This is a genomic window from Bacillus sp. OV166 (assembly GCF_900177675.1).
Taxonomy (GTDB): domain Bacteria; phylum Bacillota; class Bacilli; order Bacillales; family Cytobacillaceae; genus Neobacillus.
The window spans coordinates 616,789-630,269 of the sequence record NZ_FXWM01000001.1 but is presented as its reverse complement, the minus strand read 5'-3'; the positions used below and the strand labels follow the sequence as shown (position 1 = coordinate 630,269).

The 13,481-nt window shown below is 40.7% G+C and carries 10 protein-coding genes; all 10 read right to left on the bottom strand.

Annotated elements, in window-relative coordinates; genetic code table 11:
• Positions 1-212: 212 nt before the first annotated feature.
• Positions 213-1,799: a response regulator gene (locus CCK98_RS03000; RefSeq protein ID WP_088085224.1), complete on the bottom strand. Its 1,587-nt coding sequence runs from the start codon at positions 1,797-1,799 to the stop codon at positions 213-215.
• Entirely contained in the window at positions 1,774-3,258 is a 1,485-nt protein-coding gene (locus CCK98_RS02995) for a sensor histidine kinase (protein ID WP_256942240.1), read from the bottom strand. Before CCK98_RS02995 ends, CCK98_RS03000 begins: the two co-directional genes overlap by 26 nt.
• Entirely contained in the window at positions 3,255-4,256 is a 1,002-nt protein-coding gene (locus CCK98_RS02990) for a sugar-binding protein (protein WP_088085223.1), read from the bottom strand. The genes CCK98_RS02995 and CCK98_RS02990 overlap by 4 nt, the downstream gene beginning before the upstream one ends.
• A 180-nt stretch (positions 4,257-4,436) precedes the next feature.
• Positions 4,437-5,426: a LacI family DNA-binding transcriptional regulator gene (locus tag CCK98_RS02985; protein WP_088085222.1), complete on the bottom strand. Its 990-nt coding sequence runs from the start codon at positions 5,424-5,426 to the stop codon at positions 4,437-4,439.
• 3 nt (positions 5,427-5,429) lie between these two features.
• Entirely contained in the window at positions 5,430-6,488 is a 1,059-nt protein-coding gene (locus tag CCK98_RS02980; protein ID WP_088085221.1) for an aldose epimerase family protein, read from the bottom strand.
• 92 nt (positions 6,489-6,580) lie between these two features.
• Complete coding sequence (galT, locus tag CCK98_RS02975) at positions 6,581-8,065, bottom strand: UDP-glucose--hexose-1-phosphate uridylyltransferase (protein WP_179195997.1); 1,485 nt, start codon at positions 8,063-8,065, stop codon at positions 6,581-6,583.
• A gap of 11 nt (positions 8,066-8,076) precedes the next feature.
• Positions 8,077-9,066, bottom strand: a complete 990-nt coding sequence (gene galE / locus CCK98_RS02970; protein ID WP_088085219.1) for a UDP-glucose 4-epimerase GalE — start codon at positions 9,064-9,066, stop codon at positions 8,077-8,079.
• Positions 9,067-10,248, bottom strand: coding sequence for a galactokinase (locus tag CCK98_RS02965; RefSeq protein WP_088085218.1), 1,182 nt, complete (start codon positions 10,246-10,248; stop codon positions 9,067-9,069).
• Positions 10,249-10,425: 177 nt separating this feature from the next.
• The gene (locus CCK98_RS02960; RefSeq protein ID WP_142292114.1) at positions 10,426-10,959 is read right to left on the bottom strand and encodes an OmpL47-type beta-barrel domain-containing protein; all 534 of its coding nucleotides are present in this window, start codon (positions 10,957-10,959) and stop codon (positions 10,426-10,428) included.
• 258 nt (positions 10,960-11,217) lie between these two features.
• Positions 11,218-13,452: an alpha-galactosidase gene (locus tag CCK98_RS02955; RefSeq protein WP_088085216.1), complete on the bottom strand. Its 2,235-nt coding sequence runs from the start codon at positions 13,450-13,452 to the stop codon at positions 11,218-11,220.
• Between the last annotated feature and the right edge of the window lie 29 nt (positions 13,453-13,481).

Sequence of the window (13,481 nt, the reverse complement as noted above, 5' to 3'; positions counted from 1 at the left end):
TTTAGTAAAGACTCTGGTAAGGCAGCAGAACCGCTCCACTTAACCTTGGTGTAAGCCCTTACACTTATGTTAGCATGGGGGGATTCGCTTCAATAGGTCAAAAGTCTAGCATTAATTTGTGATTACCTAGACTTTTTTGCAAACGCTTTATTTTTTATAAAAAAAATGAGAACAATCCACTACGACGGATTGATCCCATTAGAGAAATAATATTAACCTACTGTTACTTTACGAAATTCTGTTGGCGATAAGCCTGTATGCTTTTTAAACACGCGGCTAAAATAGTTTGGATCCTTGTAGCCAATCGAATAGCATATTTCCTTCAAGCTTTTTCCTGGGTCAACCATTTCAGCTTTGGCATGCTTGATTCTTATTTCCGTCACATAATCAATAAAGGTCATCCCAAAACGATCTTTAAATAATTTGCTAAAATAATAGGGACTAAGCTCCACATATTCTGCCACTAATTCCAATGTAATCGAAGCTGCATAATGGTTTTCGATATATTCCTTTGCCTTATGGAGCATGCCCTTAGCGTGATTGTTTCGCCACACCTGGACATGTTGAACGACGGCTAATAAATGGGCCTTTCCTTTTTCAAAAATCGCCATAATATCCTCAGACTCATCCACTGCAGGTGTTCGTTCATAGCTTATACCTAAATCATGGAGCATTCGGGAAATAAGAATAAACAATTCATCAAATGACTTTTTAACTAGTGACCCTTTTATTTTCTTATCATCTGCCAGCATCGTTGCAAACGATTCAAAGATGAATAAGACCTGATTGACATCTCCCTGCCGGACAGCTTCTAATAGTTTCTTCTCAATCTCTAACACCCCTGATTGAGAAGGGAGTTCAGTAGACCCTTGTTTAACTGCAAATAAATATTTTCGATTTGGAGTTTTTACAAGGTGCTGCAGGGCCATTAGCGCTTCATGATAAGATTTATTTAGTTCATGTGCATGGTTATAAGGAAGACCGACCCCAATCCTTAGGTCCGCAGCCAAGTATTTCTTTTCAAAAAGACTGTTCAGACCATCGATGACCGCCTGCGCATTGGTTTTAAATTGGACCTTTTCCGTCGCTTTTTTACAGAGGAACAAAACAGGTACCTGTGCGTCAGTTAACGGCCCAACCATCATTTCCTGTTTCTTCACGACAGAATTAAGGGTATCCTTAAGCCATAAATACCAGTTCTGTTTTTCAACTGCTGAAAATTCCGGCATGCCTCGAGGCCGCAGTGAGAAAAGCATGATATACCCTGAAGTAATTTCAACCCCAAGCAGCTGCCCCCATTCATCAAAGGTAATATCCTGGACTTGATTAACTAATACCGATGATACCCATTCTTTTTGCGCGATCGATACGGCACGGTCCAGGTTTTGGCGCAAATTTTGCTGCTCTTCCCGCTGTTTACTCTCCTCTAGGATTTCACTAGAAACGCGCTCTAATGCGGCAAGAATATCTTGTTTTCTGCTGGGTTTTAAGATGTATTCCTTAACCCCCTGCTGCATTACTTCCTTTGCATATTCAAACGTATTAAAGGCGGAGACCATAATAAACCGAATTCCAGGGTCGATTTTTTTTATCGCTTTGACAGCTTGAACGCCATCTATTCCCGGCATTTTTATATCCATAAAAATGATATCAGGCCGACGTTCCATGGCCATTTCAATTGCCTTTCTCCCATTAGGGGCTTCTCCAATGACGATTACGTCCATGGATGAACGGTTAATGATCTTCGTTAATGCCGTCCGCTCCAAGACTTCATCATCCACAATAAGAATTTTCAACAAGGCCTTTTCCCCCTTTGGTAACGTCAGGAATCGTAAGTCTAAAATTGGTTCCATGGTCCACTTCTGATTCAATTTCAACAATGTCATTTCTTTGATAAAAGAGCTGCAGCCTTCTGATCACATTTTTCACACCAATACCCGTTGACTGACCTTTTGATTTTTCAGCTTCGTATCGTTCTTCTGGTTCGATACACTCTACATATTTGAGCAATCTATTCTTGGTGATATCGTCCATTCCCGTACCGTTATCAATGACTTCGACGTAAATCTGATGATTATGCCTGTATATATGAAGACGGATGATCCCATTTTCTTCGTAGGATTCTACCCCATGCATGAAAGCGTTTTCGATTAACGGCTGAAGAATTAAACTAGGAATTTCAATATCTAAACAATCATCCTCGATGTCGGTCACAAATTGAATCCGTTCCCCAAAACGTGTTTGTTGGATATAAAAATACTCTTGAACAATTCTCACTTCTTCTCTTAGCGTTGAGGCCTTGTCGAAATCACTCAAGTTATACCTTAGTATGGCAGCAACAGCTTCTATTAATCTTGTAGTCTGCTCCGCTTCTTCCAAATAGGCCATTTTTGAAACTGTATTCAATGTATTGAATAGGAAATGAGGATTGATTTGATTTTGGAGACTCTTTAACTCCAATTCTTTTAAGAGCTTATCTAATTCCGACTTTTGTTTAATTTCTGTAACGAGCTGCCGTAAGTTTGTACGCATTTGGTTGAAAGTTTCCGTTAAAGGCTTTAACTCATCTTTTGTCGTGATTTTAATATCTTCTCCAGTTAAATTCCCTTTCGAAATTTGCTTTGCCGCTTCTGATAACAGGCTAATTGGTTTAGTAATCCCGCCCGAAATCCACAAAGCGATTAGCGTACTAAGAAAAAATGCTGCTGCAAATAGAGAGATGGACAATAACTTATAGTAATGATTTTGCGTTTCCATTTGTTCATAGAAATTTTGATAATCAGTCAGTTTATTATTTAACAGTGCTAGGGTACTTTCTTGTAGGAAGGCAGCGATTTTCAAGACTCCATTAAAATGATTGGAATAGCTGTTAATATCGTCCTTTTGGAATGCCCCTACGGTTGCATCGCACTCGTCTAAGAAGCTGTCAATCATATTTTTATAATTCGTAAGTGTGATATCATTGCTGTTCAATTCTTCATTAAGTCGCTTTTGGTCATTAATTAACTTAAGCTTTTGTTTTTTATAATCTTTTAGATAGGAAGTTTCCTTATCTAAGAGATAGCCACGAAGATTTTCTGTAACTAAATTGGTCCTCTTTGAAATATCATTCAGCAGCAGAAATCGTTCAAAGCTATCCTCATATTCAGTGACTAGCTTTTCACTGCTGTTATAGAAAAAGAATCCAACCGATGTTAACAAAACAACCAGGACGATAAAATAAAGGAGTAGTTTCGATTTAATTCTAAATAATATCAATTACTCTCCTCCATTCTGTACAGATGGCTTACGGGTAAATCCCCGATCCTCATAATTCTGGTGTTCGTGTGGACGATGGGTTCGACAGGTTTCCCTTGGATGAGGTTTATCATCATTTTTACCGCACGATACCCCATTTCATAGGGCTCCTGAACCACTGTAGCCTGGATGGTTCCCTTCCGAATGTACTCAAGTGATTCCGGTAATGTATCAAATCCAACAATATAAATCTTTCCTGGTTTAACAAATCTATCGACCACTTGGGCAATGCCAATTCCGTCTAACGCACTTGTCCCGTAAAAGGCATTAACCTCTGGATGATCCTTTATGATCTGGTAGGCCTTTTCTGCTGCTCGGACTCTACTAATTTCGGATTCTACAATATCGATAATATGGATTCCTTTTTCACCTTTAACCGCATCCTGAAATCCCTTTACCCGCTGCTGCTGATGGTTTGCATAAAAACTACCAGTAATGATCGCCACATTGGCTTGTCCCTTTGTATCTTGAATCAATGCCTTACCTGCTAAAAATCCAGAATAATAATTATCCGTTCCAATATAGGCCATCCGTTTACTATTCGCAGCATCGGTATCGACGGTAATCACTGGAATCCCACTCGCTACGACACGATCAATTAATGGTGTAAATTGTTCATCACTCAATCCCTGTGTCAGGATTCCATCGACTTTGGACGCCGCTGACATTTCAATAGTCTTTAAATGATCATCAATATTTGCTTGCTTAGGACCGGCATATTCTAACATCACACCATAGTCCTTGGCAGCTGCCTTTGCCCCTTGCTCTACAAGTCGCCAATATTCATTATCGAGTTCTTCTGGGACTAGAACAAAATGATAATCATACTTTTCAACTGGCTTATTTTCTACAGGCAAATCATGAGTAAGGACCTTATATCCGTAAAATACTGCAAAAGAGCAACTTACAAGAAAAAAGACAGCACCAAAAATATACGCCATAACCGATAACCTGCTCATAAAACCGCTCCAATCCCTACAACACACTAGATAAGGATATTATACGAAACATCCCATTATTCGACAATGGGATATGGTGTCAATGGTGTCAGGCACCACAAAAATACACTTCCGTCATTTTGTCTACTCCAGGCGTACACACGCCGAAAAAACTCACCAAATTTTTTTGGTGAGTTTGCTTTAAAAACTACTATTTCTTATCACTAACTCTGTTGCAATGAATATTTTTTTGGCTGTTTTTCTGCCTGCGATTCTCTCCAAAAGGGTGTCAACGGCGGTTTCTCCCATGATTTCGGTATACACCTTAACCGTGCTTAACGCTGGATAGACATATTTGGAGATACTGATGTCATTCACACCGATGATGTTAACCCGTTCTGGAACAGAAATTCCTGCCTCCAGTAAAGCCCGCAATGCCCCAACTGCAATCGAATCATTACCTGCAAAAAAGGCGGTTGGCAGGTTGTCCCCATGTTCATCAATCGCCTTTTTCATCATGGCATGACCATCATCGGCTGAGAAGGTTCCTACGTACATAAAAGTTTCATAGGGCATCCCTTTACCTGTTAAATAGCGCTTGAACGCCAATTCCCTTGGGTCTTCTATGATGGAAGTTTTATCTTTAAACACTTCTCTTCCGCCGATATAGCCGATTTTCTTATGACCCTTCTTCATAAAATGATCAAGTACCTTTATTGTTGCCCTTTCAAAGTCAATGACGATCGAATCAAACCGATCTTCGTCTGGTGAGGTGTCCACAAAGACAATATTTTTGGTTATCTTAAGCAGCTCATTCACTTGCTTCTTGCTAAATTTCCCAATCGCAATCAGCCCTTGAATATCGTCTTCCTTCAAATCCTCATAGTTGTCTTGAAAATATTTGGCCACTTGAATCCCTTGCTGTCGGCATTGGTTTTCAACCCCAAGCCGGATCGACATGTAATACAAATCTTCCAGTTCTTCTTTTTCGGTATACCATTGCAGGAGAGCAATTTTCCCCGACTCCTGCTTGCGGGCTGGTTTCTTTTTATACGATAATTCCTCTGCCACTTCGAAAATTCTTTTTTTGGTTTCATCGCTGACAGAAAGTGTCGTATCATAATTCAAAACACGGGATACAGTGGCGATCGATACCCCTGCCATTTGTGCAATATCTTTGATGGTAGCCATAAATCAATCTCCTAATGTATTAGCAAAAAACCGATATACTGTTTTGGAATAGTATACTTCCTCCGGGTTTAAAATGACAGAGGGGAACGCCGGATGATGGATAGCATCAGGAAATCCTTGCGTTTCGAGACAGACACCCAAATAGTTTCTTGACCTGACACCTGCTATAGAATAGGGACCTTCTAATTGGTTCCCTGTATAAAGGACGACGCATGGCTGGTCTGTCGAAACAAGCAGCGAACGGCCGCTTTCCTCATCGCTAAGCATGATGGTATTTTCTCCCTTTTTGGTAAAAACAAGTGGGTGGTCATACCCATTACCAACAAGCACATTTTGTGGATGAGTCGAAACCATCCCAGAGCGTAACCTTCTGCCATGCTTAAAATCAAATGGGGTATTTTTGGTATCTATCATTTTACCAGAAGGGATAAAACCTTGGCCCAGTTCTAAAAACTGATCACTTTCTAATTGGAGAATGTGTTCAGAACAATCTCTTTTTACATTTCCACTCAAGTTAAAATACGAGTGATTCGTTAAGTTGACAACTGTTTTTTGATCCGTTTTTCCTTCAAAAGTAATATCGAGTTCATTTTTATTGTTTAGAATATAGGTCACAGTGGTGTCTAAATTACCAGGATAGCCTTCGTCTCCGTCTGGACTATGATAAAAAAACTTCAAACCGACTGAATTTTCTTCCTCTATTATTTCGGTTTTCCAAATCACAGAGTTAAAGCCCTTCTTGCCCCCGTGTATATGATTGGGATAATCATTGTCTGCAAGATGGTATTCTTTTCCGTCCAACTCAAAGCTGGCACCATTAATTCTTCCGGCTACTCGTCCCACAACTGCGCCAAAGTACGGGGACCATTCTGTGTAATCTTCGAAGTTTTCAAATCCAAGCACTACATTTTCAAAGTTTCCATGACGGTCAGGGACGATGATTTTAGTAATCACACAACCATAATTAAGGCAAGAGATCATCATGCCGTAATCATTGACTAAGGTATACTCAGTAACGGACTCGCCCTCGTAACTGCCAAATATTCTATCTACTATTTTCATCGATTTATCACTCCATATTTTTCAGAAGGTATCTAATTTATTTCTTTTTAAAAAGCTCGGGCAATCAACAAAGTTCTCGGCCTATTATGTTTTTATAACGTACTGATAAACCGCTGGAACCCAGCTGCACCCACTTCATTCCGCTTAAACACTCCTGCATCTTCCAAGCACCTTAAAAACTTCTTTCCTACTTCTTCTCTTACCAGACCATGCACATTCGCTTCATTGGCAATAGCTTGATAGCGTGTTTTTAACGCTTCCGCCCAGTCTAAATGATAGTCTGCCACTGCCGATGATCGACCTAGGATGAAATTTTCCACTTCTCCTAGTTCATCCTTTAACCGTGCTGGTAAAACCGCCAGCCCCATCACTTCAATCAGGCCAATATTTTCCTTCTTAATATGATGTACATCGGCGTGAGGATGGAAAATGCCAAGCGGATGCTCATCACTCGTCCGGTTGTTACGCAGTACCAAATCTAGTTCATATACATCCCCATTTTTGCGTGCAATGGGTGTAATTGTATTGTGCGGGGTTTCGCCAGTCCTCGCCTCAATTCCTAAATCTTCATCACTGTACTTTTTCCAATTGTCTAAAATATGTGAACCGGCTTCAACGAGCGTACTAATTTGATCGGAACGCAGGCGAATAACGGACATAGGCCATTTAACAACCGCACACTCTACATCCGGATATCCAGCCATTTTAAATGCCCAGTCATCCCCTGCCTTCGCCATCGCAAATTGATAATTCCCGCCTTGATAATGATCATGGGATAAAATTGAGCCCCCTACAATCGGCAGGTCCGCATTAGAGCCGACAAAATAATGTGGAAATTGCTCAACAAAGCTTAACAGCCGTAAGAAAGTCGTTGGACTAATAACCATATCGGTATGTTTTTCTGCTAACACGATACAATGCTCGTTGTAATAGACATATGGTGAATACTGCAAGTACCATGTGTTTTCTAATAGATTTACACGAATCATGCGGTGATTGGAGCGGGCAGGGTGCCCGATTCTTCCCGCATATCCTTCATTCTCCACACAGAGCAAGCATTTCGGGTAGTCCGTTTGCTTCACCGATCGCTCGAGTTCAATACTTTTGGGATCTTTTTCTGGTTTGGATAGATTAATGGTAATATCAAGTTCACCATATTCTGTGGCGGTTTTATATTCAATGTTATTGCGAATGCGTTTCATCTGAATGTAGTTGCTATTTTTACATAACTCATAAAAATACTGTGTTGCTGCTTTTGGATCCTGTTTATATTTTCCATAAAAAACTTGATTAACAGCTGATGGCCGGGCGATGAAACAGTTCATAATTTTACTTGAAAAAATCTCTTTTTCATCAAATAATTCTTCAATAATCCCTTGATTGCAGGCATAATCTACAATTAAATCGAGTAAATCAGGGATATCAAAGTTACTTTCCCCTGCTGCGTCCACTTCCTTAAACTCCGTTAGATGGAGAAGTGACAATATTTGATTGCGTGCATAGATTTCATCTTCCCGCTCAATTAATTGAGTGGCTATTGCTTGATTGATTAATTGTTGTATTAGTTGATAAATCATCATGTTCACCTCTATTTTTGATATCCATTCGGGTGGTGCTGATGCCAGTTCCAGGCATTGCTAATCATTTGATGAATCGATGTTCTCGTTGGATTCCATCCCAATATCTTTTTTGCTTTTTCCGAAGAAGCAATTAATGTACTTGGGTCTCCAGCTCGTCGTTCACCGATTTTTACCGGGATATCAATTCCTGTAACCTCTTTAGCTGTCTCAACAATTTCTTTTACTGAGAATCCTTGACTTGAGCCAAGATTGAAATGATTACTCTCCCCGCCATTTTGTAGATAACGGAGGGCTAATATATGGGCATCAATTAAGTCTTCTACATGAATATAATCACGAACACAAGTACCATCTGCTGTATCATAATCTTCCCCAAATATCGTAACGGCAGGCCTTTTGCCTAATGCTGCTTCTAATACAACAGGGATGAGATGCGTTTCTGGGTTATGGTCCTCGCCAATTTGTCCGTCGCTTCTTGCCGAAGCTACGTTAAAATAGCGAAGGGAAACATAGTGAAGATCAAAGGCTTTTTCGCACCAAGCCATCATTTTTTCCATTGCTAGCTTGGTCTCGCCATAGGTATTCGTTGGAATTGTTGCCGCATCCTCTGTAATCGGTACAACCTTCTGCTCCCCATAAACAGCTGCTGTCGAAGAAAAAACGATGTGCTTGACGCTAAATTCCTTCATCATTTCAAGGACAACTTGTGTCCCATAAACGTTGTTATCAAAGTATTTTAACGGTTCAACCATTGATTCCCCGACAAGGGAATTGGCGGCAAAATGCAAGATTGCTTCAATGTTTTCTTTTTCAAAAACAGAGCGCATAAACTCACGACTGCGGATATCCCCTTCATAAAAACTTGCCTTTGGATGAATTGCAGCGCTATGGCCTGTTTGCAAATTATCAATCACAACCACCGTAAACCCCTGATCAATCAACTGGTAAACAGCGTGCGAACCGACATAGCCCGCTCCACCTAATACAAGGATACTCATTTAGATCGCCGCCTCCATTTGAATTTCTTTTGCCCCGTCACCAATGCTCGCTGCATAAAATTCTGCCTTGTAGCCAATTTTCTCGAGATAGGCTGACCCAACATTTGCAATAAAGTTTTCAACCTCGTCATTTTCTACGATTGCAATAGCACAGCCGCCGAATCCTGCACCAGTCATCCGCGCCCCTAGAACTCCCGGTTGTTTCCATGCAGCCTCTACTAAACTGTCAAGTTCCACTCCAGTCACTTCATAATCATCCCGTAAAGATACGTGTGATTGGTTAATCAATTGTCCAAATGCCTCTAAATTTCCTGCCTTCAGCTCTTTTAGAGCCTTAATTGTTCGCACGTTTTCATAGACAGCGTGCTTTGCACGTTTGCGGACCGTTTCATTGGTAATTAGGTATTGATTTTCATCAAACTCCGCTTCAGATAACTGACCTAGAGCCTCAATCGGAAGTTTTTGTTGCAGTTCCGCTAGCGCCTCTTCGCATTCTCCTCTTCGCTCATTGTATTTCGAATCAGCTAATTCCCTGCGCTTGTTCGTATTCATGATTAAAATTTTGTAATTATCAAGATGTATGGGTGCGTATTCATAGCTTAGAGTCTGGCAATCTAGTAAAATTCCAGCATCTTTCTTCCCCATGCCAATCGCAAACTGGTCCATGATGCCGCTGTTCACACCAATAAATTCATTCTCTACCTTCTTACCAAGCTTGATGAGATCAAGCCGAGGAATTTCTAATTCAAATAGGCCGTTTACTAGCACTCCGGTTAACAGCTCAATGGAGGCTGACGAAGAAAGTCCTGCACCATTCGGTATATTGCCTTGAATAGCACAATCAAATCCCGATGGAATTTCATATCCCGCCTCGATAATGTAACGAATCATCCCTTTCGGATAATTGGCCCAATTGTGTTCTTTCTCATAATTTAGCTGGTTTAAATCTAATTCAATGATTCCTTTTTCAGGGAAGTTCGTTGAGTACAGGCGAATAACTTGGTCTTCCCGCTTCCTTGCTACAGCATAGGTACCGTATGTGATTGCACATGGAAAGACATGACCGCCATTATAATCGGTATGCTCGCCAATTAAATTAATCCTTCCAGGAGCAAAAAAGGCTTTTCTAGGTAAAATATGAAACATATCTAAAAATACTTTATTAAGTGTGGTAACGTTCATTTTAATTCCTCCAGAAATTCTGTTTCTTGTAAGTAAATTATTAATTTCAACTTAATTTTATAACGGTTAGTAAAAATATTCAACTATTTTTACTAAAAGTTTACTTAAAAATATTAAGAAAAGCGCATGAGATTTTCATGCGCTTTCACAGCTCCCTTTCTTTCATCGAGAGAAGCCTTATTTTTTCGAATTATCATGCTTTACAATAATCCGATTGGATTGGATAACCGAAATTCCGGCATGATCCCATGCCTCATAGGTTACAGTATAAACCCTGTCACCGCTGCCACTTCTCTCTGCTCTTAGCAGAAAATCAGTATCAAAGGTTTCAAAGTCTGCTCTCTGTATATCATCGACTGTGTTCCCATCAGCTTTTCCATTTTCGGGTTGATTACTTTCGATTGATATTAGTTCTACTCTATTAATCCCTGAAAGGGTGTCTTCACCATCAACCGCAGCTTTAATTGGAATGAGGGCATGGTTACGATCGATTAGGACGCTCGAGTTAAACGAAACATTCAAGGTCGGAGCCGTTTTATCAATTTTTATTGAAACAGATTTTGCCTCCTCAATGTTCCCTACGTGGTCTATACTTCTGTACTGAACCACATTTTCCCCTTCAGCCGTTACATCAAATGGCCCTTGATAGGTTTGCCAACTACCGTCAATAACTTTATATTCTGTTTTTGCTACACCCGATTTACTCTCCAACTGAGATAAAGGAACCACGGAGAGCGTAAGCGCATTCGTGCTTGACACTTATCGTAGGGCGGAGAGCGAAGTACACTAGCCGCTGGGCGCTGGAGCTGGATTCAAAGAACTATTTCAAAGTTATCCACAATTAATTATTTTATAATTTCCTAATCGATAAAAAAAGGTATACTACCTTCCAATTAGGAGAGGTACTATACCTTTTTCTCTAGTGGACTTCTTCAATGACTAATCGTTTCCCGTCCTGATTTTATTCTATTAACCTTCGGTCTTTTGCAAATAAAAAACCTGGGACTGGAAGTCGCCGCCACGCTCGGCGCTCCCGCCATTGACACCGTTAAACTCCGTTGGAAGCGGCAGCCCCACGTTCATGAGCTCGTCGCCATAATACGTTCGTTCGCTTCCAGCCACTTTATACATATTCGATTCAGCTAGTCCACTGAGACGAAGCGTTTGCTTCTTCTTAGGATTCGGCGTCGCCAATACCTTATACCAGCCAATTAAGGCTTCTGATTGGTCTTGGCTCACGACCATCCACGCCGTTTCATTATTCGAAAACGGGCTTAAGCAGCGATAAAAGTGACCATCACGAATCAACGCGCGATGTTGTTTATAAAAAACTACCTGCTCTTTAATTTCTGCGCGCTCTTCTTCGGTTAATTTCAGTGGATCTAATTCATAGCCAAATGTCCCAAAATAAGCAGTATTCGCCCTGGTTTGTAATGGTGTAGTCCGCAATGTTTGGTGATTCGGAACTGCCGATACATGAGATCCCATGCTATAGACTGGATATGCAAAGGATGTGCCGTATTGAATTTTTAACCTCTCAATCGCATCCGTATCATCACTTGTCCATGCTTGCGGTGCATAATACATCATCCCTGGGTCGAATCTTCCCCCGCCTCCTGCACATGATTCAAACAACACATGCGGGAATTCACCTGTTAACCGTTCATAGAGATCATAGACCCCTAAAATATAGCGATGGAAGAACTCTCCTTGCTGATGAACGGCTAGTTTTTGTGAGAATGCTTCGGTAATGTTCCGATTCATATCCCATTTAATATAAGCAAGGTTTGTTTTTTTAATAATTGCGGACATTTTTTCATAAAGATAATCAACAATTTCTGGTCTTGAAAAATCAAGAACCAGCTGATTGCGTCCCAATGTATAGTGCTGACCTGGAACACCAACGGCCCAATCTGGGTGTTCGCTAAATAATTCACTGTTCGGACTGATCATCTCCGGCTCAAACCAAAGCCCAAATTTCATTCCAGTTGCAGATATTTTCTGGGCTAAGCTTTCTAAGCCACCCGGAAGTTTATCTAAGTCTACATGCCAATCTCCAAGGGAGGAGGTATCATCATTCCGTTTTCCAAACCAGCCATCATCAAGGACCAGCAGTTCGATTCCTAATTCACTTGCTGATTTCGCAATATTGACGAGTTTCTCCTCATTAAAATCAAAGTAAGTAGCTTCCCAGTTGTTTATCAAAATTGGGCGCACGGCCTGCTTCCATTGCGCTTGAATCAGGTGCTCGCGATAAAGACTATGAAAGGCCTGACTCATCCCATTTAAGCCTTGGTCGGAATACACCATCACCACTTCCGGGGTTTGAAATGCAGCTTGCGGCTTTAAATTCCACTTGAAACCAAACGGATGAATACCAACCGTAAGTCTTGCCGTGTCGTAATGATCCACTTCTATTTGCATCAAAAAATTACTGCTATATATAAAATTAAAGCCATATACTTCACCTGTATGTTCCGTTACATCAGGACGCTTTAGTGCCAAGAACGGATTATGGTGGTGCGAACTGGCACCGCGCAGACTGGAAATCGACTGAATACCCGTTTCTAGTATTCTCTCTTTCACATGACGCTCTCGTGACCATGCACCGGCTAAATGGGTAAATACAAAATCTTTATCTGGCAGGTCAAGCGATGCTCCCATTAATCGATCAACAACCAATTCCTCTGACCCCTCATTTATTAAAGATGCACTTCTCGTTATGACGGGTTTGTCACGGAAAATCGTATAAGTTAACAGCAATTTTGCTTGGAGGAATTCATCTTTTAAGATGATTTGAAGAGTACTAGCTTCATGCTTTTCTTCTACATAAGTTGCCGGCAGACCTTCAAGACGAGGCTTTCCGTCTACCAGTTGATACGAATCGTATTTGAAATTAGGAACATGATTAGCCGTCGTTTTACTCACACTGATTGCCGGTTCGCGAAAATCAGAATTTCCGTAGGCAGGGTATTCTTGACGGAGCGTTTCCAAACCAAAAGCAGGATCATCTGCATACACGTGTGTAGTAGCCCCTGTTGGCACATCATACGTCTGTAAGTGAGAAAAATCTTCTCTGTGGTGCAATGCCTTTCCATAATAAAGATGGCCTAATTGTCCATTTTTCATCACGTGAAAAATATAACTAACTTGGCCATTTGTTAAATGAAACTGTCTGTCCTCTTGATTAACATGAATAAGCATAACCTTCAGCTCCTTAAGTTTGTCATGTA

Bases quoted from the DNA above. Each gene is read 5' to 3' on its own strand.
- CCK98_RS02990 (WP_088085223.1), bottom strand. From the start codon at position 4,256: ATGAGCAGGTTATCGGTTATGGCGTATATTTTTGGTGCTGTCTTTTTT.
- CCK98_RS02985 (WP_088085222.1), bottom strand. From the start codon at position 5,426: ATGGCTACCATCAAAGATATTGCACAAATGGCAGGGGTATCGATCGCC.
- CCK98_RS02980 (WP_088085221.1), bottom strand. From the start codon at position 6,488: ATGAAAATAGTAGATAGAATATTTGGCAGTTACGAGGGCGAGTCCGTT.
- galT (WP_179195997.1), bottom strand. From the start codon at position 8,065: ATGATTTATCAACTAATACAACAATTAATCAATCAAGCAATAGCCACT.
- galE (WP_088085219.1), bottom strand. From the start codon at position 9,066: ATGAGTATCCTTGTATTAGGTGGAGCGGGCTATGTCGGTTCGCACGCT.
- CCK98_RS02965 (WP_088085218.1), bottom strand. From the start codon at position 10,248: ATGAACGTTACCACACTTAATAAAGTATTTTTAGATATGTTTCATATT.
- CCK98_RS02955 (WP_088085216.1), bottom strand. From the start codon at position 13,452: ATGCTTATTCATGTTAATCAAGAGGACAGACAGTTTCATTTAACAAAT.